This window comes from Bradyrhizobium sp. P3_C3, from assembly GCF_056402655.1.
Genome location: NZ_JBFUGY010000035.1, coordinates 1 through 22,988, shown reverse-complemented (window position 1 = coordinate 22,988; position 22,988 = coordinate 1). Strand labels below are relative to the sequence as shown.

The window sequence follows — 22,988 nt, the reverse complement described above, 5'->3', positions numbered from 1 at the left end:
GTCATCCCGCGCGCGTTGTAGCACGCACGGGATGACGGTCGGGAACTAAAGTCCCGGAGCATAATGGCTATTGGAACATTCGCGTTCTCCGCAAGTCCAAATTTCGCCGAATGGCGAGAGGCGAGGTTCCGTGGTACGAACGGCATGGCGACGCCCCCGCTAATCCTCGGAGAACAGATTTCGGAGCACTATCGGTGCCGGTAGCCGTTAGTAGGAGCCACCGCAGTCATGCATAATTCGAAATCGATTCCAAAACAGGCTCTCGTCGGGCAGAACGTTTCGCCGCCCGCGGGCGCCACTGTCAAATTGTCTACAACAGACCTCAACAATTTAATGCAGGCGCTCGACATAGATGTCATCGCCATGACCGAGATTTTGGTGCCGCGAGGCCATCGAGTCGAATTTGGGACGATTGACGTACCCGGGATCCACTACAACTTAAGTGGCATGGGACGTCTATCAATTGATGGCGGGCCGACGATACCGTTGAGCCCTCATTTACTCATCATCGTGCCGCCAAACACTCCGCTCATGATCGAGGTTGACGGTGGAAGTAGCGCTCCGAAGCTCATTTCGAGAGACTGCTGGACTCGTCAAGAAGGCATCCTCCGCGTCGCAGTGCCGAAAGAGCAACCAGAGATCGTCCAGATATGCGGCTTTTTTAACGCATCCTTTGGTCAGTCTGTGAGGCTGTTCGGAGAACTCCGCGAACCGGTCATCGAGCAATTCGAGCCGGCGGACAGGATCGATCTCAAGCTTCGCGAAGCAATGAACGAGTTGCTACAGCAAGAGGTCGGCGTTGGAGCCATGACAGCTTCTCTGCTCAGGCAGATCGTTGTCTCGTTGGTACGACGGTCGCTCAAGTCATCCCGACGGTGGACTGAACGGTTCTCGATACTTGCCGACAGGCAGGTCACTCGTGCGTTTGCAGATATGGTGGCGCGGCCAGGAGCCGCCCATTCAGTTCAAAGCTTGGCACACAGTGCAGGATTGAGTCGTTCGGCGTTCATGGCGCGCTTCTCGGACATTTTTGGACAATCCCCGATGGCTGTCTTACGACACTTGAGAATGCGCCAGGCCGCGATCGATTTGACGACAACGACGATGTCGATCGACGCAGTGGCTCTTAATGCGGGGTACGAGAGCCGTTCGAGTTTTGTGCGGGCTTTTCGAAAGGCGTACAATCGAGATCCGAGCGACCATCGGCGGATCGCCAAGGAGGGCGAAGTACGGAAGGATATTTGAGAACGAGGTGCGATCCGCTCGTAGGCGTTATGCGCTCTACGATGGACACCCTAAGCATCGCGCTTCCTGTACGATAAGCAAGGTCCACCGGCCCCCCCACGACATCTAAAGGCTCTGCAACTAGACGAGTGGGCCTGGTTTTGCCGATTCTCACCGTGCTTCAATGAGTTCCGCAGGCGAGGCAACCGGCAAGGGCAGCTGGCCTGCTCGCACGACAGCCTGCGAATACTGAAAAGACGGACCGGATCTCTTCGGCCACGCAACATGTGTGCGCCTTCGTCGCGAAACGCAGTGGCGAGTTCTGCGCTCCCTTCCGCAGACAATGCATCCATGAATTCACCGGTGACGAGCACCGAAGCCTCCAATACCCGGCAATGGGCTTCAACCCGACTAGCGACATTCACGGTGTCACCGATCAGGGTGAGTTCCAATTTCTTTTCATTGCCAACGTCTCCATAGATGACTTCGCCGTAATGGATACCGACGGCAATACGGAGCGACTGGTCTCTTGCCTCAATGCGTCGGTTCCAAGAATCGACGGATTTGATGAGCTCGATCGCACACTCCGCAGCGTTGGTGGCGTCGCGCAGGCTGGTCAACGGCGAGCCGAAAAAGGCCATCAACCCATCACCCAGGAACTTGTCGATCGAACCCTGATGGGAGAACACCACGTCACTGAACATACGCAAGTGGTGTCGCAGCGTCTGGACGACGACATCCGGAGGCCTGTTGGATGAGAAGTCAGTGAACCCGACGATGTCGACAAACAGGACTGCTGCACGTTGACAACGCGTAAACGAAAGAGGGGTCCTCGCCTTGATGAGCTGTTCAGCGATGCTTGGCGGGAAGAAGCGCGCCAGGTTCATACGTTCGCGCTCTGCTTTCTTGACGCGCTGGTTGGCGGAAAGTCTATGGAGCACGAGCATTGTCGTGACCAAGAGCGCGATCAGGCTAACACTGGATCGCAACGCTGCGGTCCCATTGGGGACGAAGCCGTGCGTAAGAATATAGCTGAGGATGGTAAGCAGTGCGCAGACTATGCCGACGATGACAGCGCCTCCGCGATCGAGATCCTGGGCAGCTACCAACACGACGACAACATACAGCGAGGCCACCGCGAACTGCAGTGATGACAAGGTATCGACCAGAAAGATGCCGATCGCGAGTACGACTGCAAGAGCCAGGTACCTGAACCTTTCTATACGCTTTGGACGCTCATGGCCGGTGTCAGCTCCCGCGCGGCTTCCCGGCCGGCGTGGGCCGGAGGCCGGCCTCGCCTGCTCGCGCCAGAACTCCTCAGGTGCGTTTCAGATCCTCGACCAGCATCGTCGCAGCGTGGCGCGCAAGCGCCTGGGTCGGAGCGTTGGTATTGCCGCTGGTTATGTTCGGCATGATCGAGGCATCGATTACCCGCAGGCCGTCGACGCCGCGGACCCTGAGCCTCGCGTCAACCACCGCTCGTGCATCCTGGCCCATCCGGCAGGTGCCGACCGGGTGCCACATTGTCGTCACGACGCGCTTCACCCATTCGCGGATCTCCGCATCCGACTGGATGTGCAGGCCGGGATCCATCTCTTCCTCGATCACCGGCGCCAACGACTCCTGGGCGATGACCTTGCGGATCGCGCGTACTGATTCCACCGCGGCCCTCAGGTCTTCCTCTTCGCCAACGAAATTCGGGTTGATGAGGGGCATTGACGTCGGGTCACTGTCGGCCAACCGCACCCAGCCGCGGCTCTTAGGCTGAAGCACCACGAGTTCGAAAGTGATGCCCGAGCGGTCGCCCGCCGGGCCGAGTTGCTCGTTCAAGACGATCGGAGCGTGATAGCATTGGATCGTAGGCTCGCCGGCGAAATCAGATGGATTCCAGTGTGTCACCGTCTCGATGCCATTACCCGACGCCGGGCCGTCCTTCGTGACGAGATAGCGCAGGCCCGCCTTCACGCTGCCGAGGCCCTGCGCGGCAGCCTGATAGCCGAGATCACCCTTTACATAGACACGGACCGGTACCATCGGGTGATCCTGGAGATTTTCGCCCACCTCCGGAGAGTTGACGATCACCGCGATACCGTGCTGGCGCAGCTGCTCGGCTGGACCGATACCAGAGTGCATGAGGATCGTCGGGCTGTGGACGGCGCCAGCCGACAGCACAACTTCGTTCGCCATGATCCTCTTCAAGCTCGTGTCCATGAACTCAACGCCCACAGCCCGCTTGTTTTCGACGAGGACGCGAACGACGGTCTTGCCGGTGAGCAGGACCACGCGGCCCGAAGTGAGGTGCGGACGCAGATAAGCGTCGACCGCGCTGCATCGGCGCTGGTCTCCGACCGTCGACTGCACCGGCGAGACGCCGATCTGACTCTTGCCGTTATAGTCGGGATTATAGGGAATCCCATATTCCTGGAATGCCTTGAGGCAATATTGGTTCAGCTTATTGATGCCCTTGGGCAACTGGACCGCCAGGCCACCATCTATGCCGTGATACTCGTCGTGGAAGGTGTCGTTGTCCTCCTGCGCCATGAAGACGGGAAGCAGGTCTTCATACGACCATTTTCCGGTGTCGCCGACCGCGTCCTGCCACGCGGTGAAATCGCGAATCTGACCACGCACGTAGCACATCGCATTGATCGAGGAGCCGCCGCCGAGTACCTTGCCTGAACGATATGCTCGCTTCGTCCCGTGCTGGGGAACCGTCTCGTATTTCCAGACATGCCGGTCGTGGGCCAGAAGTTTGGCGAAGCCCGCTGGGATGTGGATGAACGGATCGCGATCCATGTCGCCCGCCTCGATTAACGCGATCGACGCATCGGTGTGTTCGGCAAGATAACTCGCAACGACGCAACCGGCTGCGCCTGCACCAACAATGACAATATCGTAGGCTTCGTGGGACATCAGTGTCGTTTTTCTTTCACAGAATTTGGATCGTTCAATCAGCGTCCATCGCTGATGTGGCGCTATCGCAGCTCCTGATCCCGAGATTGATCGGACCATGCCTTTGGAGAGTGATCCTGCAACGCCGGCGGGGGAAATTACCTATCGCCATAGAGTCGATAGGCGATCGTTATTGTCGCTCCCCCGAGGTCCTATGGACGGCTGCAGACGAACATTGGCGACGTCTCGACGACGCCATCGCAGCTTTCAGCCGGCTGCGCGCCTGCCCAATTCCGGACGAATCGCAACTGGCTTCTCAGGCGCGTTCAGGACTGACGTCGTGAACAGGACAGCCGCAGCGAGGACCCAGTAGTACCAGGCGTCGAGCCCTGTGAATTTGAAGGCAAACGGTGCGATGACAAAGACCACCCCGACGGCCCGATCGACCCAAAGGTGCAGCCAGTAGGGAATGATGTGGACGATCCCGGTGGGATGGTCGGTCAGGGAGGCCAAGAGCAGCGCGGCCACACCGGCGACGACCGAAAGCTCGACTGCAACCGGTCCGCTTTGACCGAGCCCCAGCACGAACGGTGCGGCGATCAAGACGAACGCGACAGGATAGTCAATCAGGTAGGCGTGGATAGACTTGGTGATGAAGCGAAACGACATCGGAGACTCCTCTGGTCGATTATTTGAGCGGGTCCTTGCGACGCGGAAAGTGCATCCACCCAAGAGAGATTACGCAATCCTGTGCCAGCAAGCACTCCGGCACGGGCCAATCCGGTTAGACAAGCAATAGGCGTAGGCCGGCACGTCAACCATTGGAAATGCCCGGTCGTTATCGTTTCCATTCCAGTCGTCGGGCGCCACGGAAGCGGGTAACCGTGGCGCGTCGACCGCGAGTCCGACGGTGGTGGCTCAGTGTCCGGCTGTCGAGGTCAGGGACAGCTTGGGAAGGCAGCATTGTTCGCGTAGCGCATTTGGATGGCTTTTGAACCAACCGCAGTGAACGCATGCGCCGCATGTTCTTCCGGGCGCTGGACGCATTCGACGATTTCACGCCGTCCGAGTGACGACCGACCAATCGCGAAGGCGAGCGAACTTGACGAACGCATCCAGCGCCGGCGAGTAGCAGCGCCCCTGCACTGCCAGTAGCCGCACCTCCCGCGAAACCAGGTCGCCTTCGAGCGGGATGGTCTTGAGCGTCGGAAGGTGCGGCATGTGCTCGGGCGCGAGTATCACGCCGAAGCCAGCGGCGGCCATGTGCTGCAAGTGCAAGTCATGACCGCTGCAGTGGCCGAGGTGGAGCGGTTCCTCGGGGAAATACGACCGTTGGATCTTCGGAGTGATGTCGCATCCGGCGCGTTCCAGCAAGATGGTCTCACGGAGGTCGTCGATGCCGATCGAGGGACGGTTTGCGAGCCGGTGTGTCGGCGCGAGAACCGCGACGTAGCGCTCCTCGAACAGCGACCAGTCGTCGATGCGGGCGGGCACGTCCTGCACGTCGCCGACCATTGCGGCATTGATCTCCCCCTCGAGCAAGAGGTCGACGAGCTTCTCCGTCACATCCTCACGCAACTCTACGTGAAGTCCGGGAACGAACTTTGCGATCTCGGCGATCGGATCGAGGACGAGCGAGGCCGAGATGGATGGGGCGAGGCCGATCTTCAGTGGCGCGACTTCCTTGCGTTGGAACTCCTGGGCTCGGCGACGCACCGCCTCTGCCGAGGCCAGTGTGCGCTCCAGCATCGGAAGGACCTCTTTTCCAAGGTCGGTGAGCTGCGTCAACTGGCGTTCGCGGTAGATCAATTGGCCGCGGAGCTCCTGCTCGAGTTTCTGCACCGCCTTGGTCAGAGCGGGCTGCGTAACGTTGCACTGCTCGGCCGCGCGGGTGAAGTTGAGCGTGGACGCGACGGCGAGGAAGTAGCGAACCTGATGAAGCTCCATGGGCTGCTATGTTCTCCGTCAAGGTGCGGCTGTCTCTACCGACAGGCCTTGCGTCGCCCTGCCCGGATTCGGGCGCTCGTGGTCGTTCACCAAGAGGGGGAAGGCGAACTCGGTGACCGTCAACGGCCGCATTTTGACGGATAGGGGCGCCTCGGTCGACTACGCGGAGGTGTGATGAGGTTCGCTTGTCGCTGCTTGTGCTAAGCGATCGCTTAGAAGTGAGAACGTAAACCTCGCGCCCCGAATCCGTTGGCCGGATCGGCCCCTAAAGGAGAGGATCAGCGGCGCGGCGAAATGAGGTGGACGCGATTTGCGAGTAGACGGCACCCTCGCACGGAAGTGCTGATGGCACGCCTTTCAGGCTCAGAAGTTCTGCAGCTGCAGTAGTTTTATATTGAGGCAGTCCGCCATCCGGGTGAGTTCCGGGACCGAACGCGCTTTCATCTTCCGCATCAGGTTAGTGCGATGCACTTTCACCGTGGACTCGGCGATGCCGATATCGTTGGCAATCTGCTTGTTCAGGCGACCAGCCACGACATGGAGCATGACCTCAGTCTCGCGGGGGCTGAGCGTGTCGAGGCGCCGCCTTATTGCAGCCACCACCCTGTCACTCTCACGTCGGGCACGATCGCGAGTAAGTCCGGCATCGATGGCGTCAAGCAGATCCTGATCTCGGAATGGCTTTGTAAGGAACTCTATCGCACCGCTCTTCATTGCTTGCACAGTCATCGGCACGTCGGCGTAGGCTGTGATAAAGATGATAGGCACTTGCCTGTTTGCGGCGACAAGTTCGCTCTGAAGATCGAGACCGCTTCGCCCCGGCATTCTTACGTCGAGCACCAGGCAAGTAGGACCATCCGGCGGATCGGCCTCGAGAAAATCGGGAACAGACGAAAATTGTCGGGCATCCAAGCCGACTGTCCGCAACAGTCGCGCGACCGAATCGCGAAATTCGGGATCATCATCGATAACCAAGACACTGGGATTTGCCTCACCCATTCCCGGTATCCTGCGTTGGGGAAGCGCATTCTTGCCTAGTCCGGCACACCCTACGCACAATCTATCGAGATGAACAGAATATTTTGCCTGAGCGGATAGCCGGACGCCTAAACCATCGCTTAGGAACGCCGACATTGCGTTATTGAGGGATGTCCGAGACACTACGTTGCATGCAGCGCGAGGCGCTGCCTCGCCGGCCGGCGGAAGTGCCTGGAAGCCGCTATGTTGCATCGTACACTGATATCCGTCGTCGACGACGATCAGCCCCATCGTGAGTCAATGCGAAAGCTAATAATGCTGCTGGGCTATACTGTCGAAGCGTTTTCGTCGGCGGCCGATTTCCTGGCATCGCGGGCTCTGCCTGAAACCGCCTGCTTGATCACTGACGTTAACATGCCCGGAATGACCGGAGTCGAGCTGCACAGGCGTTTGGTCGATACAGGGTATGCAATCCCAACGATCCTCGTTACCGCCTACCCCGATGAGGTTGTCAGGGATCAGGCTCTGAAGGACGGGGTTATTTGCTATCTCAGCAAGCCAGTGGACGATGACATTCTCGAGCGATGCGTGCACTCGGCTCTGCGGTCGGGTACGCCGATTGAAGATAATTCATGAGCCGTTGTCCGCCGGCAGGGTAAACTGAAATACGGCGCCGCGGGGTTCGTTCGCTTCCGCCCACAACTTGCCTCCATGTGCTTGGATGATGGAACGGCATATCGACAACCCCATCCCTGTTCCACCGGACTTCGTGGTGTAAAAGGCGTCGAAGACTCGATCGAAATTCTCCGGATCAATGCCCCGCCCCGAATCCTGTACGGCCACGAGGGCGCCGGTCTGACCCTCTTTGGTGCTGATCAATAGCTCTCTCGCCCCTTCCTCAACCAGGCCCATCGCTTCGGCCGCGTTCAGGATCAAGTTCAGCAATACCTGTTGCAGCTGAACGCAATCCCCCATAACCGGAAGCAGTCCATCTGCGAGCCGCGTTTGGACCGAAACGCTATTCCTGTGAATTGAGCTTTGCGCCAGTACAATCACTTCGTTGATAGCCGAATTGAGATCAAAACGCTCCTTTCGCAGAGGCGCTTTCTTGATGTGATCACGCATCCGTCCGACGATATCCTTGGCGCGGTCAGTGTCCCTCACGACGCAAGCAAGCGCTTCCCTGGTCTCATCCAGATTTGGCGGTTTCATCTCCAGAAAGCGCATCCCTGCGCGGGCGTTGTTACGAGCGGTAGCGATCGGATGCAGAATTTCGTGAGACAGCGAGGCCGCCAATTCTCCCATCATGTTCACGCGGTTCATGTGGGCGAAATCCAGTTCGAACTGACGCAGCTTTTCACGTTCGTCCTGCGCCCGCCTTCGCTCCGTCACATCGACGGTTGTGGTGATAACCTCAGCCAGCGCGCCCCTGGGCGAAAACACATGATAGCTGGTTCCTTCGACCCATTTGATTGTTCCATCGGGTAGGAGAAGTCTGAACTCGGCCACGAAGTCTCTCTTTTGTTGCACGGCCTCCTGAACCGCGCCCCACACTCTGTCGCGGTCCTCTGGGTGAATACGTTCCCAAATACCTTGCCGACTAGGAAGGCCCTGCGACGGATCAAACCCCCAGATCCTGTAACTCTCGTCCGACCAATAGAGGTAACGCATCGTTGTGGCGTTGTAGATCCAATAGCCGGTGCGGCTGAGTCTTTGTGCCTGGCTAAGCGCTTCCTCGACGCGCTTTCGCTCCGTCAAATCGAGCACGAATGCAAGGCCCTCGTCGCCTCCTTCCTTGAACAGAGCAGCGCCAATAAGCACGGGAACGCGGCTGCCGTCCTTCCGAACATACTCCTTCTCGAAGGGTCGAACTATTCCGGCTGAGTTCAGTTCTGCCTGAGTCAGTATGTCCCGCTCGCGCCATTCGGGCGGGGACAGCTCGGTCCAGCGCACGCGGCCCGAAACCAAGTCCGCACGGTCATATCCTACGATGCGTAGAAACGCGTCATTCGCTTCGAGGATCCGTCCTTCGCGATCGGCAATGAGGATCCCAATGATGTTGGCGTCGACCAAACGCCTGATCTTCCCTTCCCGATCCGCGAGGTCGTCATAAAGCCGCGAATTTTCGAGCGAGATGGCCGCCTGCGACGCAAGCACCTTCAAGACTGTGACGCGGTCGGGTGTGAAAACGTGGGCCGCCAAGTTGTTTTCTAGGTAGAGTACGCCGGCCAGTCTGCCTTGTTTGAGCAACGGCAGGCAGAGAATTGAATGGGCGTGATGCTTATGGATGTACTCATCGGCGGAAAACGGGTTCGCGGCGGCGGCATCGTGGATAAGAACGCTCTCTTTTGTCCGGATCACGTAGTGTAGAATGGACTCCGGTAGATTTGCAGCGGTTACACCTGCTTGTCGCTGACCGACGGTCACCATATCATTGCTGATCGTGACTTCCGCCTCAATCCGGTACCCATCGCCGACCGCAAGGATCAACAGACCTCGCCCGGCACCCGCGTACTCAATCGCCGTGCGCATCAGCGTGTCGATCAGCTTTTCCAGGACGATCTCGCCCGACACGGTTTGCGAGACTTTGATAACCGTAGATAGATCCAGTTGTTCGACGGGTGCCCCGATCGTGCTTGTGGGGCCTGCAACTGGCTTTTCCTTCCTGAGGTGCGGATACAACTCGTCGAGTTGGCGCACCTTGCCGTCGGCTCCCCAGCGGATGTATCCGTACCGCGCGTCCTGCAGATAGGCATGTGCGATCTTCTCGAACCCGCGTGCGGCATAAAAGCGTGCGGCGACTTCGTTGGCGAGCGCCTCGTTGTGGACCAAGCCATGCGTGTGTGCCGAGCGGATAGCGTGCTCGTAAAGATGTTCGGCATCGAGCGCGCGTCCTTCGATCCGGGCGATCTCCGCCCCGACGAGTGCGGCGCGGTTCTCGAAGTTGTCCGGGCAAACCATCGCCCAGACCTCGAGCTGTCGGTGGTGCGCAGCCAGTGCCTCGACATGCTCCTGCCGTTGGCCGGCCGCCGCGGACTCGCAGGATGTCGCTCTGGAGAGCGCACTGTAAAAGTGATATTCCGCGCATTCGAAAAAAGACGCTGATGTCGGCTGCAGCTGTTGCGCCCTCAATGAGGCCTCGAGGGCACCCACATAGTCGCCGGCAAAGAAACGTGCCTGCAGCTTGCGGGTCCAATACGAGCCCTCGGCCAACGCCAGATCCGGGTTCTTGCGGAAACGAGACTCCAGTAGGAGTTCGTTGAACTGCCCATCGTCAAAGCAACCGAAAATCGGCGTCAAACCGCGGAGTGTCCGGATCAGCCCTAGCTGGCCGGCAATGGAGTCAATCGCAAAGCCGAACCGCATGTTCCGCGCGAACGCAAGACCATGCTCGACCTCGACCTGCACGATATCGAGCGGATCGCCCGCCGCGAGAAGATACGTGTTCAGGTGGGTGTAGTAGTACGCCGCAAAAGTGAGGTCACCTATCTGGTTTGCTGTCTCAAACGCACGTCGCAGCAGATCACGACCTTCCCGGACATGTCTCGTCCAGAACATGAGTAAGTATCCAAAGTTCAAATAGGTCCTGGCTTGGAAGCGCTTTAGCCCGCGCTGTTCGACCAGTTCATAGCCGAGACGGCCGAATCGAAGTCCCGCCTGGTAGTCGCCGAATTCCGGTCCAGCAAGCCTGGCAAGCACTGCATAGGCGTAGCACGAGCCGTCACAATTGCCGCCCTCGAGGCTGAGATTGACTGCTCGACAGATGACCATCGAACGTAGTTTCGCATCTGTATAGTGGGCCGGCGGCCCGAGCTTCGTCAGCACATCAAGGGTCGCGAGCGATACGGGATCGCTCATCAAAGGCAGATCAATCAGGGTTTCTATCGCGCGGGAGCCGAGTTGGGACCAGATCCGGTCATACTCGCACCTTGCCTCGTCTTCCGACGGGTGCGCCGACCAGTCAACACCCAGGTGGCGGAGATAGTCGAGACCGACTGCGATCGCGCGACTGCCCTGATCCAGGGTCGTGTAAAGATCCACCTGCAGGCACGTCACGCGGGCTCGTTCGATCGTCGTTGCAGCACGGGCCGACAGCATCGCCAGGCGCTGCTCGGCTTCCGCCAGTGCACCAGTGAGGAATTCACATTCGGCCCGGTGCAACTCCAGCTCAAAGATCAGGCCGTGCTGGCGCTCCCAGGAGTCCCCTGGCAGCAGTGCTACGCCGGAGACGAGGTAGTTCAGCGCCGAGGCATATGCCGTCGAGGTCTTTGCGCGTTTACCTGCAATGAAATTCAACTCAGCGACCCGCTCAAGCTCCTCAGTTGACGTGATGAGATGCGAGCCGCGGTTGAGCTGATTGACGATTTCGAAGATCGTCTCCTCCAACCTCTCTGGGGGGGTCTGCGCTGCGAGCAGCATCCCTATTCGGAGATGAGCTTCGGCACGCGATTCCTCCGGAATCAAGGAGTAGGCCGCTTCCTGGACACGGTCGTGGAGAAACTTGTAGGAATCCTCTGAACGAAAGATCAGCCCTGCTCGCACCGCTTCCCAAAGCTGCCCGTGCATCTCCTCCCCGGAGTCCTGGTAAGCGATCCGCAACATGGCGGACCCTGCGTCGTTGCCCAGGCAGGCGAGCTTTTGCAGTGCGTTCCGGGTTTCCGCGGACAGACGGTTCAGCTTCCCCACCATAAGGTCCACCACATTGTCGGTGTAACCTTTGGCGTGAATGCGATTCAGGTCCCAGCACCATCGCGCCTCGTCATAATCGAAAGTGAGCAATGCTTCGTCGGCGAGCGCAGAAATGAACTGAATAGCGAAAAGCGGATTGCCGGTTGTCTTTTCGTGAATCAGCTGTGCCAGCGGCGCGATTTTCTCCGGTTCGCTGTGAACGGAATCCGCGATTAATTGTCCCAGATCTTCACAGGATAAGGGCGCCAATACGATGTCGTGTAGTATCGCTCCGGCTTGGCGGATCGCTTCAAGCTTGCGTGTCAGCGGATGGACGGGATCGACTTCGTTGTTGCGGTAAGCGCCAATCAACAACAGGTTCTGTACATCCGGCCGGGTCAACAGATCCTGAAGCAAATCGAGCGTTGCTGCATCGAGCCATTGGAGATCATCAAGGAACAGGGCGAGCGGATGTTCCGGTCGCCCGAATACACTGATGAATCGCCGGAACACCAGCTGAAAGCGACCCTGCACGTCCTGTGGCGGCAGTTCGGGGACCGGTGGCTGTTCGCCGATGATGTGCTTCAATTCCGGAACGAGATCGACAATGAGCCGAGCGTTCGGCTCGAGCGCCTCGAGCAGCGCCTCCCGCCATTTCCGCAACTCCGCTTCGGTCTTGCTCAAGAGAGGGCGGATCAGGCTCTGAAAGGCCTGCGCAAGGGTGACGTAGGGGATGTCGCGTTTGTACTGATCAAGCTTGCCCGACGCAAAAAGACCGCGGGGCGGAACAAGCCGCTTATGAAGCTCGTTAACGACCGCGGATTTGCCGATGCCGGAGTATCCGGAAACGAGGACCAACTCCGGCCTGCCGCCGGCAACGATACGGTCGAAGGAGGCAAGCAGGGTATCGATCTCGGCTGTCCGACCATACAATTTCTCGGGGATCAGCAGCCGATCCGGAGTGTCATGTTCCCCGGGCGGAAATTCGTCGATATCGCCTCGGGTTTCCCATTCGGCGAGGCAGCGCCGTAAATCGCTCTCGGCGCCTGCAGCCGTCTGGTAACGCTCCTCGGCAGTCTTGGCGAGCAGCTTCATAATGATCGCAGAGACGGAGCCTGGGAGGCTCTTTAACCGCTCGCTGGGCGGCGCCGGTCGTCTTGCGATATGGCAGTGCACCCATTCCATCGGATCGGCCGCCGTGAAGGGCAGCACGCCCGTGAGCATCTGGTACAGCGTGACGCCGAGGGCATAGAGGTCGCTGCGGGCGTCGATCGAGCGGTTCATCCGCCCGGTTTGTTCGGGTGCCATGTAAGCGAGCGTACCGGCGATGGTCTCGGGCGGCTCGGGCGCCTGCCGCTCGCGGGACAGGCGCGATGCGATGCCAAACCCGGTGAGACGCACGTGTCCATCCGCGCAGTCCACCACGATATTAGCTGGCTTGATGTCTTTGTGGATGAGCCCGCGCTGATGAAGCTTGCCCAAGGCTGAGGTAACGGCGATAGCCAAGCACAGGAAGCGCGCTACCTCCATGGGCTCACCGAGCAAATGTTCGAGCGGCTGGCCGCCTGGATCATCGAGCACTAGCACGGTCCGACCGGCGTCGCGCATGAGGGCCAGCGGCCGCACCGCCCATGGCCCGTCGAGTTCATCCTTCAGCTCGTATTCGTGCGTGAGACGATCGAGTCTTGACCGGGACGGGTGATCGGCGGCAGGAGCAACGAGCAGGACGGCGAGCCGGTTGCCATTGTCGTCCACTCGCCAGCCGCGGCTAAACACGCGCTCGCCATCCTCCCACAACACCTGGGAACTACCATCCGAGTATGCGACGTTCAGCGACTGCCGCACCATCTGTCAGACTCCGGCGTCGGGCTTCGGCCTGAAGTCGGCCAATCAAGCGCTTCGCGCGCCACACGCGCGGTTTCTCCCCCGCCGGGAGAAATCGTACTCCGTCGCCCGAGAAATGCCAGCCGATCCCCGGTCCGACCGGATACGGCTATAGGGATCCCCCTCGCAGAAGCCGGCCTTATTGCCGCGAAATTCGCCGGTAAAGCAATGGATCGAGAGTTCCGCTCGATCGAAATCCCGTGGAACGAGCGCCGCTCTCTCGCCGCAGAATCCCAGGCGCGCCCCAGCCGTTCCGATAACGATCGGCTATCAACTCCATGGCGAGAGGTGACTTTCCTTTCAACTGGCTTGAACACAATCTGCAACCAATCGCCCCCATCCTCGATACCGGCCGAAGTCGGCGTTCTGTTGAACGATCGCAGGCCAGGAGGTCCGAGATGCGTCGATCGCTTCAGGGCACGCCACCAAGGTGAGCACAATTGGATGGGCTGGTTCCAACACGCTTCGACCAGTCGCCCGAAAACCACGCGAGGGCGTCATGACGCTTCATATCTCACAGCGAGGCAAAGAATATTTGAGGACAGCGAAGACCTTGCTTCGCTCTGCCAAAGCCATGACGGACCACGTGATTGCGGCTCAGCTGAAGGCTCTTGCCGACGACCACGAGCGGCGAGCCAAGAAGGCGTCGCTCGACGGTGCAAGGGATTGCTCGATCCGCCGCTAGACTATACGTGAAATGCGTGAGCCGTCGAATAGGCGTCGCGGCAGCGGCCCAGCGGCTGCTAAGCTGGGGCTGCCAACGTCATAGCGCACCGCGGCCAACGCAGCTCATTCCGCCGCGGCCGCGGCCGCGTTCGGCTGAATTGGCCTGCCCTCGTTCGTGCCTTCCGCGAAGTTGCGCACCACGACATAGAAAATCGGCGTGAAGATCAGGCCGAACAGCGTGACGCCGAGCATGCCGAAGAACACGGCGACGCCGACCGCCTGGCGCATCTCCGAGCCCGAACCGGTAGAAACCACCAGGGGCAGCACGCCGAGGATGAAAGCAAACGAGGTCATCAGAATCGGCCGCAGGCGGAGCCGGCAGGCCTCAATGACAGCCTCCAGCCGCGACCTGCCCTCAAGCTCGATATCGCGCGCGAATTCGACGATCAGGATCGCGTTCTTGGCCGCAAGTCCGACCAGCACCACGAAGCCGATCTGGGTTAGGATGTTGACGTCCTGACCCATGATGCGCACCCCGATGGTGGCCGCGAACAGGCACATCGGCACGATCAGGATCACCGCGAATGGCAACGTCCAGCTGCCATATTGCGCTGCCAGCACCAAATAGACGAACAGCACACAGATCGGGAACACATAGAGGCCGGCATTGCCACCCATCACCTGTTGATAGGACAGGTCGGTCCATTCGAGAGAAAAGCCGCTCGGCAACGTTTCGTCGGCCAATCGCTTGATGGTGCTGAGCGCCGTGGCCGAGCTTACGCCCGTCGCCGGCTCACCTTGTACCTCGGACGTCGAGTAGAGATTGTATCGCGCCACACGATCGGGTCCCGAGATGTCCTTGAAGTCAACGACGCTGCCGAGCACCACCATGTCGCCGGCGGCGTTCCGGGTACGCAGCCGCGCGAGATCGGAAGTCTCCTTGCGGAATGGGAGATCGGCCTGCGCCGTGACGTGATAGGTACGTCCGAACAAATTAAAGTCGTTGACATAGGTCGAACCGAAGTAGGTCTCGATCGTGTCGGTGATGTTGGCGATGGGGACCGCGAGCTTCTGCGCCTTGACACGATCAATATCGACAAACAGCTGCGGCGTATTCGCCGTGAAAGGCGAGAACACCGAGGTCAGATTTGGCGACTTACGCGCGGCGGCGACGAGCTCGTCCGTCGCCGCTGCGAGCAGCTCGGGACCGCGCCCTTGTCGATCCTGGATGCGGATGGCGAAGCCGCCACCGGTGCCGATGCCTGGCACCGCGGGCGGTGGAATGACGATGATGAAAGCGCCCTGGATCGCCGACAGCCGCTTGCGTAGATCGGCCGTGATCGCGTTGGCCGTCAATCCCTTCTTCTGCCGCGCCTCCGGCACGTCGAACACCGGGAACAGCGCTGCGGCATTGCCGGCCTGCGTGCGCGTCGCGCCGGAGAACCCGCTGAACGCCCCGACACGGACGATACCTGGCGTATCCAGCGCGATCCGCTCGATTTCGCGCACCACCGCAGCGGTCCGCGCCAGCGACGCGGCGCCTGGCAATTGCGCCGAGATGATGAGGTAACCCCGATCCTGCGCGGGAATGAAGCCCTGCGAGGTGGTGGCGAGTAGCCAGCCGGCGCTGCCGATCAGCCCGAGATAGATCACAAGCATCACCACCGTATGCCGGATCACGAAGTCGGCGGTGGCCGCGTAGCCGCGCGCTAGGCGATCGAAGATGCGGTTGAACAGCGCGGTGAAGCCGTCCCAGCCGCGCGCAATGACGTTCCAGCGCGCCGGCGGACGTTTCTCCTCGTGTGGCGTAAGAATCTGGGAGGCCAGTGCCGGCGACAGTGTCAGCGAGCAGAAGCAGGAGATCGCGGTCGCGACTGCGATGGTGACGGCGAATTGCTGGAAAAACTGCCCGGAGATGCCGCCCAGGAAAGCTGTTGGCACGAACACCGCGCAGAGCACGAGTGCGATCGAGACCAGCGCGCCGCCGACTTCCTCCATGGTTTTGAGCGCCGCCTCGCGCCGGCTCATACCGTGCTGGAGATGTCTCTCGACATTCTCGACAACCACGATGGCGTCGTCGACCACGATGCCGACCGCGAGAACCAGACCGAAGAGCGTCAAATTATTGATCGAGAATCCAAGCGCGGCCATCACCGCGAAGGTGCCGACCAGCGACACCGGGATCGCGATGATCGGGATGATCGCAGGCCGCCATCCCTGCAAGAACACCAGCACCACAATGACGACCAGCGCCATCGCCTCGTAGACCGTCTTAATCAGCTCATGGACCGATTGGGCGATGAATTCGGTGGGGTTGTAGCCGATATTGTAGTCGAGCCCCTTCGGAAAACTCTCCTTCAGCTTCGCCATGGTGGTGGAGATTGCCTTCGCCGTGGCGAGCGCGTTCGATCCGGGCCGTTGCGTCACCACCATTGCGACGGCCGATTTGCGCAGTATGCGGCTGCTGGTGGCGTAGGAGAGCGCACCGAGCTCGACGCGCGCGACGTCGCGCAGACGTGCGGTGCGGCCGTCGGAACCGGCCTTCACCACGATGTCCTCAAACTGCCCGATATCTTTGAGGCGGCCAGTGAAGACGAGGTTCGGCTGGAGCGCGCGATCGGCGATCGGCGGCTCAGCGATCTGTCCGCCGGTGATCTGCAGATTCTGGGYGCGGATCGCCGCCAGCACCTCGCCCGATGTCAGGCCGACATCAGCGATCCGGTCGGGATCGAGCCACACTCGCATCGAGTAGTCGCGCGCGCCGAACATCTGGATGTCACCGACGCCGTCGAGCCGCAAAAGCTGATCGCGCACCTGCAGCAGCGTGTAGTTGGAGATGTAGAGTTGATCGAACGAGTCGTCGGGCGACAGCACGAATACGGCCATCAGGATGTCGGGCGAGTTCTTGCGGGTTACGACGCCGTTGCGCTGCACCTCGTCCGGCAGCCGCGGCTGCGCAATCGCGACGCGGTTCTGCACAAGTACCTGCGCCTTGTCGAGGTCCGTACCGAGCTTGAAGGTGACGGTGATGGTGAGCTGGCCGTTCGAGGTCGCCTGGCTGTAGAGATACAGCATGTCCTCGACGCCGTTGATCTCCTGCTCGATCGGGGCTGCCACCGTGTCGGATACGGTCTGCGCTGAGGCGCCGGGATATTGCGTGGTGACGGTGACGGTCGGCGGCACCGCCTGCGGATATTCCGAGACCGGCAGCGTCTGGTAGGCGATCGTGCCGACGATCACAAGCACGATCGACAGTACCATCGCCAAGATTGGCTGGTTGATGGAAAGCCTTCCAAGATTCATGGCTTGGCACCCGCCGGAGTCTTGTCGTCTGCCGGCGCCTGCGCCATTTTCGGTGTCACCTTGGCGCCGACGCGGGCACGCTGCAGCCCGTCGACGATGACCTGATCCCCCGGCATGAGGCCCTCGCGAATCACGCGCAGCCCCCCATCGAGCGGCCCGAGTATCACCGGCCTTACATCTACCGTGTTGTCTGCCTTGACCACGAACACGATCTTGCGCGACTGGTCGGTGGCTATAGCGGCGTCCGGAATCAGCAGCGCCTCGTAGGGCGACGAGCCGATGATCCTGACGCGGCCAAACTGCCCCGGGAGGATCGAGAGATCCTTGTTCGGGACAATCGCGCGGCTGCGCAGCGTCGCAGTCGAGATGTCCAGTCGATTGTCGAGGAAGTCCATCTTCCCCACATGCGAGGGCTTTGTCTCGCCGGTCAGCGTCACCTGCACGGGATTTGACGTATCGCGCGAACTTGGCCGCTTGCCTTCGAACCACAGCCTGCTGTTGCGCTGATAGGTCGCCTCGTCGACGTCGAAATAGATGTAAATCGGATCGAGCGACACGATCGAGGTGAGCAACGTCGCGCCGCTATCGGCGCCCTGCACGAGGTTGCCGGGGGTCACCAGATGGCGACTGACGCGGCCGGTGATCGGCGCCAGCACGTGGGTGAATTCGACATTGAGCTGCGCGGCCTTCAGCGCACCCTCGGCCTGCGTCTCGGCCGCATAAGCCGCCTGTAAGGCCTGACGGCGCTGATCGACGACTTGTACCGAAACTGCGCTCGTCTGGACCAGGTTCAGCCCACGGTCGAGTTCACGCTTGGCAAGCTCAGCCTTGGCCCGCGCGTCGTCGAGTTGGCCCTGCGCTTGTGAGGCGACCGCCTCGAACGGGCGCGGATCGATGATGTAGAGCAGATCGCTGGCATGAACGATCGCACCGTCTGTGAACTCGACGCTGTTGACGAAGCCACCGACGCGGGCACGGACCTGAACCTCCTGTATCGCCTCAAAGCGGCCGGTGAACTCGTCCCAGTCAGTGACCGTGCGCTTGACTGGTTGCGCGACTGTAACCAGCGGCGGTGCAGGCGCAGCCTCCTGCGATTGTGCCTTCTTGTCGCAGCCCGCGAGCGCCAGCGCGAACAGCAGACCGATCGGTGCGACGAAGCATCGTGGAAAGCGATAAAACGAACCGCGATCGAGCTGAGGTGCCGGAGCCGATTGCACCATTCTATCAGTCATACTCACTTCCGTCTCTCCAAGAACCCAGCGCGATGATCTAGATTACGTCGTTGCTTCGCATATCGACCCACTGCGCTCTCGAGCTTTCATCGTGATCCGCGCTTTGATCGCAGAACCGCAGGTTTAGGCTCGACGATGCTTTGGAGAATGGCCTTGCAATGCCGGCGACGGAAATCACCTCTCGCCATGGACTCGATAAACGGTCGTTATTGCTGCTCGCCGCGCGAGCGCGATGCCGTCGCGAGGAATGCCGCAGGCCGCGTGGCACTCGAAACCGCGACGTCTTATTCTGCGGGAAATTCCCAGTCGCGCTCGGTCAGAGCCGGTAAGATCAAACATACCCGAAACAGCCGGACCGAACAGAGAATCAAGCAGTAGCTCCCGCGCAGCGGCCTTCATGTTCGCGGGTGTGCCGGTAGCTAAGCCGACGGCCGCTCAGAGAGGGCCGTCATACTCGCCACGCGCCGGATAATCCCTGGCGATAGCGAAATCGATCGCTTGAAGCAATTCCGAGAACAACGGACGTGCGAACGGCATTGTTTGAACAGCGCCGTAGTACAAAGTACCATCCGGTCGGACGAGGAATACGCCGGGCTCCGAAAACAGTGACGGCTCTTCGATGTTGATCGATGTCTTTCCACGCGACGACGAAATATAGAGACCCCACTTGCGAGCAACCGCCAGCGGCAGTGAATAACCGAATCGCAAGCTGGCGCCGACCTTGTTTGCCATTTCCTGAGCGCGCTCGCGAACGTCAGAGCTGATAGCGATGACCTTTGTACCGCGACGCTCATATTCGGGTATCAGCGATTCCAGCTCGCGCAGATATTTGAGGCAGACCGGGCAATGGAGTCCGCGATAAAAGCATATCAGCGTAAACAGCTTCGGCGCGTCGGCAGCAAGATCAAATTCGCCATGAGCAAGGGTCGGCACGCGCAGTTCGGGAACCGGTCGACGAGGCAGCAGCATTCTCTTCTCCGCAGTGTTTTCCTAAGTACGTCGGGAATTCCGGCACCCGCCGATCGCGCACGAGCCATCACTCCGCCCCGCCCTGCAGGGTGAAACTACGTCGCCGACCTTCAATTGAGAAATGTCCGACCGTTATGATTTCCATTCCCGCGCGTTGTTTCTCCGACCGAGACTTCGCCTCGATGGAAGTCAATGCGTCGTCGCGAGCGGAAGACCGTCAAGCCCGGCGCGCGGGTTCACGGATTTTCTCGTCGCGGAGCTTCGGCACCGACCCCCGAAGCATTCCCGGCGGTTATGGACATGATAGCTTTACCCGAATGGTTGCCGGATTTAAGTGCTGAACGCGCCGGCCGGAGCGGACGCCGCGCTGAGACCTCGCGCTATCTGCAAGACTTGTTCTGCGCTGCCTGCTTGCGTTCACGCTCGTCGAAGCCGGTGGTCGATCATTCGAACAATCGGGACCTAGTCATGACCAAGATCCGCGAAGTTGTTGTCGCAAGCGACCCCACCAATCCTGGTGCACTGGTATGCCGTGTCGGCGGCTCTCATTTTACTGTCGGCGGCCCGGATGGCGTCGGCCGCATTTCTTCTGGTCCCAATCCTTACGACCTCCTTAGCGCATCTCTCGCCGCATGCACCGCTATGAGCATTCGTTTTCAGGCTCGACGCCAGAGACTTCCGCTGGAGCGGCTGGAAGTGAGCGTCAGCTTCCGCCATGGCGCTCTGGGCGAACGAGATTCGTTCGCACGCACCCTCGTGCTGGAAGGAGAACTCGATGCTCATCAGCGCGCGCTCCTGCTGGAAGCCGCAAACCTCTGCCCCGTTGGCAAGATTCTCGGCATCGGCGCCGCTATCAACACGCGCCTCGGCGCTACTGCTTCCGGCCACAGCCCAAGCACTCAGGCCAGCTACGAGGATGATCTGGCTCAACTCCCGATCCCGAATATCACTCCGGATTGAGCGTCTCTCGTGCGGTCGATCACCGCACCGGCGCATCGCAGCCGATCAAACCCGCATTGCAGCTCTTTCTTGCGTCCTCAGTGCCCGGAAATCATCCCTCGCGGGGCATTCGTCCCGACGTTCACTGCCGACGCGCTTTGATCTTTCGCGTCGATGGCATCGATTCCATAGCCACAGGTCATTGGACCGTCGAATTTGGCGATCGTATTTTTGGTCGCCCGCAAGGCAATTCGGAAGATGACGACATACCACACACGAGGAGGTTGGCGATGAGGGCAATCGTCGTGGCGGACCAAGCTGCGGGAACGGTCGGGATGAAGCTGGTGGAGCGACCCGAACCGCGGCCAGCAATAAACGACGTCGTCGTTCAAGTTTATGCGTCAGGATTCGTTGGAACCGAGCTGTCGTGGCCTTCGACGTGGACCGATCGCCTCGATCGTGACCGGACACCGTCGATTCCCGGGCACGAGTTGGCCGGAGTGGTCACCGCTCTCGGATATGGCACGACGGGCCTGTCGGTGGGACAGCGGGTGTTCGGCCTCGCGGACTGGTATCGCGATGGCACACTGGCCGAGTATGTGGCGATCGAGGCACGCAACCTGGCGCCGCTGCCGGGCGACGTTGACTTCACGGTGGGCGCGAGCCTGCCGGTCTCGGGTCTGACCGCGTGGCAGGGATTGTTCGTGCACGGCCGCCTTCAGGCGGGGCAGCGCGTCCTCGCGCACGGCGCGGCCGGCGCAGTCGGGTCGATGGTGACGCAACTCGCGCGTGAGGCCGGCGCCTATGTCATCGGCACCGGACGCGCCGCCGACCGTCAGAAGGCGCTCGACTTCGGCGCGAATGAGTTCGTCGACCTGGAGAACGACGCTCTAGACGACATCGGCCCGGTCGACCTGGTGTTCGATCTCATTGGCGGCGACATCAGGAAACGCTCCGCGCGCCTGGTTCGATCCGGAGGAACGCTGGTGTCCATCGTCGGGCCGGCCGAGGCGCGGCCCGCCGATGGCCTGGCGGTCGACTTCGTCGTCGAGTCCGATCGTGCCCAACTGAGTGAGATCGTCCGGCGGGTTCGCGACGGGCGACTGCGCACGAACGTCGGCCACGTAACGACACTCGAAGATGCCGTCGCCGCCTTCAATCCAACAAAGCGGATCGGCGGGAAGACGATCATCCGCGTTCGTCCGTGAACGACCCACATTCGATGCACGCGGCCGTCACGTCCTACCAGACGCGCCGCAACCCAGGAAACTACCACGGCCCCCGGGCATGAGATGCCAGACGGGCTCCATCCCTGCGGCATTTCGAGCAAAGAGAGCGAAAGCACTCGTTATCTCAAGTCATCCCCTAACGCACAGGAATTACCATGACCAACAGAATCGCCATGACCAATGCCGTCATCGAATGTATCCTGAGCCGCAGCTCCGCCAAATACTACGACCCTGCCGCCACTTTGAGCGATGACCAAATCAGCGAGCTGGTGCGAATCGGCACTACTGCGCCGACATCCTTCCATTTGCAGAACTGGCGCTTCATCGCGGTACGCACGCCTGAAGCCAAGGCTCGGTTGAGTCCGATCGCCTGGAAGCAGCCGGCGATCACTGAAGCCGCCGTTACCTTTATCATCTGCGGCCAGTTGGCTGATTCCAGTGTAATTCCGGACCGCCTGGCGCCGGTGGTGGAGGCGGGTATCATGCCGGCAAAGTTGATACCGGATTGGGAAATCCCCGCACGCGATCTCTATAAGGACTACCCGCAGCGCCAGCGCGACGAAGCAGTGCGCACCGGCGCCTTCGGTGCGGCGGCGATGATCTATGCGGCCCGATCGCTGGGCCTGGGTTCGACGCCGATGATCGGTTTCGATGCCGAAGCGGTGCACCGAGATTTTGGATTGGCCGAGGACGAAGTCCCGGTCATGCTGCTGTCCGTAGGAGCGGAGCGTCCGGGAAACTGGCCGCAGAAGCCGCGTCGCCCGGTGGCCGATGTGTTGGACCTCATTTAGTGATCAGTGAAACCGAGAACCTGCGAAGATTATGATGCCAAGAATTACAGCTCTGAAGCCGGAACAAGTGCCGGCGGATTCGAAACCGACCCTCGATATGTTCACCAAGAACATCGGGTTCACCCCAAATATGATGGCGACATTCGCGGCAAGCCCGATCGCGTTCAACTCATGGGCCGCCCTGCTTGGCTCCTTGAGCAAGGCGCTAGACGTGAAGACGCGCGACAGCATCGGCCTCGCTGTCTCCGAAGTGAATGGCTGCGACT

At 60.4% G+C, this 22,988-nt stretch carries 15 protein-coding genes and 1 pseudogene; 7 read left to right on the top strand and 9 right to left on the bottom strand.

Annotation, left to right across the window (positions count from 1 at the left end):
* Positions 1–228: 228 nt before the first annotated feature.
* Entirely contained in the window at positions 229–1,245 is a 1,017-nt protein-coding gene (locus AC1DW2_RS31755) for a helix-turn-helix transcriptional regulator (RefSeq protein ID WP_283017331.1), read from the top strand.
* A gap of 50 nt (positions 1,246–1,295) precedes the next feature.
* Here AC1DW2_RS31755 and AC1DW2_RS31750 read toward each other — a convergent pair whose 3' ends face one another.
* The 5 genes from AC1DW2_RS31750 to AC1DW2_RS31730 all read right to left on the bottom strand — a co-directional run bounded on the left by AC1DW2_RS31750 (position 1,296) and on the right by AC1DW2_RS31730 (position 7,062).
* Complete coding sequence (locus AC1DW2_RS31750) at positions 1,296–2,381, bottom strand: adenylate/guanylate cyclase domain-containing protein (protein WP_477007926.1); 1,086 nt, start codon at positions 2,379–2,381, stop codon at positions 1,296–1,298.
* Between the two features lie 160 nt (positions 2,382–2,541).
* Positions 2,542–4,137, bottom strand: a complete 1,596-nt coding sequence (locus AC1DW2_RS31745; RefSeq protein WP_441256233.1) for a GMC family oxidoreductase — start codon at positions 4,135–4,137, stop codon at positions 2,542–2,544.
* A gap of 246 nt (positions 4,138–4,383) precedes the next feature.
* Positions 4,384–4,785: an SPW repeat domain-containing protein gene (locus tag AC1DW2_RS31740; protein WP_063981759.1), complete on the bottom strand. Its 402-nt coding sequence runs from the start codon at positions 4,783–4,785 to the stop codon at positions 4,384–4,386.
* A 387-nt stretch (positions 4,786–5,172) separates the two neighbouring features.
* Positions 5,173–6,063, bottom strand: coding sequence for a LysR family transcriptional regulator (locus AC1DW2_RS31735; protein ID WP_441256232.1), 891 nt, complete (start codon positions 6,061–6,063; stop codon positions 5,173–5,175).
* A gap of 363 nt (positions 6,064–6,426) precedes the next feature.
* On the bottom strand, positions 6,427–7,062 hold the full coding sequence (locus AC1DW2_RS31730; protein ID WP_063981757.1) for a response regulator transcription factor: 636 nt from the start codon (positions 7,060–7,062) through the stop codon (positions 6,427–6,429).
* Positions 7,063–7,284: 222 nt separating this feature from the next.
* Here AC1DW2_RS31730 and AC1DW2_RS31725 point away from each other — a divergent pair, with 222 nt between their 5' ends.
* Entirely contained in the window at positions 7,285–7,677 is a 393-nt protein-coding gene (locus AC1DW2_RS31725) for a response regulator transcription factor (protein WP_441256231.1), read from the top strand.
* On the opposite strand, the gene AC1DW2_RS31720 is transcribed toward AC1DW2_RS31725, so the two are convergent.
* Positions 7,672–13,557, bottom strand: coding sequence for an AAA family ATPase (locus AC1DW2_RS31720; RefSeq protein ID WP_441256230.1), 5,886 nt, complete (start codon positions 13,555–13,557; stop codon positions 7,672–7,674). The two genes, AC1DW2_RS31725 and AC1DW2_RS31720, sit on opposite strands and share 6 nt — an antisense overlap.
* A 535-nt stretch (positions 13,558–14,092) precedes the next feature.
* On the opposite strand from AC1DW2_RS31720, the gene AC1DW2_RS31715 reads away from it, so the two are divergent.
* Positions 14,093–14,278 carry a hypothetical protein gene (locus AC1DW2_RS31715; RefSeq protein ID WP_063981754.1) on the top strand — a complete coding sequence of 62 codons (186 nt, stop codon included), beginning with the start codon at positions 14,093–14,095 and terminating at the stop codon, positions 14,276–14,278.
* Positions 14,279–14,382: 104 nt separating this feature from the next.
* Here AC1DW2_RS31715 and AC1DW2_RS31710 read toward each other — a convergent pair whose 3' ends face one another.
* The 3 genes from AC1DW2_RS31710 to AC1DW2_RS31700 form a co-directional block, all read right to left on the bottom strand.
* Positions 14,383–17,562 carry an efflux RND transporter permease subunit gene (locus AC1DW2_RS31710; RefSeq protein WP_477007925.1) on the bottom strand — a complete coding sequence of 1,060 codons (3,180 nt, stop codon included), beginning with the start codon at positions 17,560–17,562 and terminating at the stop codon, positions 14,383–14,385.
* On the bottom strand, positions 17,559–18,782 hold the full coding sequence (locus tag AC1DW2_RS31705; RefSeq protein ID WP_441256823.1) for an efflux RND transporter periplasmic adaptor subunit: 1,224 nt from the start codon (positions 18,780–18,782) through the stop codon (positions 17,559–17,561). The genes AC1DW2_RS31710 and AC1DW2_RS31705 overlap by 4 nt, the downstream gene beginning before the upstream one ends.
* Before the next feature lie 447 nt (positions 18,783–19,229).
* Positions 19,230–19,763 carry a peroxiredoxin-like family protein gene (locus AC1DW2_RS31700; RefSeq protein ID WP_135214187.1) on the bottom strand — a complete coding sequence of 178 codons (534 nt, stop codon included), beginning with the start codon at positions 19,761–19,763 and terminating at the stop codon, positions 19,230–19,232.
* A 468-nt stretch (positions 19,764–20,231) separates the two neighbouring features.
* Here AC1DW2_RS31700 and AC1DW2_RS31695 point away from each other — a divergent pair, with 468 nt between their 5' ends.
* The 4 genes and pseudogenes from AC1DW2_RS31695 to AC1DW2_RS31680 form a co-directional block, all read left to right on the top strand.
* Complete coding sequence (locus AC1DW2_RS31695; protein WP_187387969.1) at positions 20,232–20,723, top strand: OsmC family protein; 492 nt, start codon at positions 20,232–20,234, stop codon at positions 20,721–20,723.
* 269 nt (positions 20,724–20,992) lie between these two features.
* Positions 20,993–21,910 carry an NADP-dependent oxidoreductase gene (locus AC1DW2_RS31690; protein ID WP_063986174.1) on the top strand — a complete coding sequence of 306 codons (918 nt, stop codon included), beginning with the start codon at positions 20,993–20,995 and terminating at the stop codon, positions 21,908–21,910.
* A 176-nt stretch (positions 21,911–22,086) separates the two neighbouring features.
* Positions 22,087–22,722, top strand: coding sequence for a nitroreductase family protein (locus AC1DW2_RS31685; protein WP_063981749.1), 636 nt, complete (start codon positions 22,087–22,089; stop codon positions 22,720–22,722).
* Between the two features lie 34 nt (positions 22,723–22,756).
* Positions 22,757–22,988: pseudogene (locus AC1DW2_RS31680) on the top strand (carboxymuconolactone decarboxylase family protein); the annotation flags it as partial.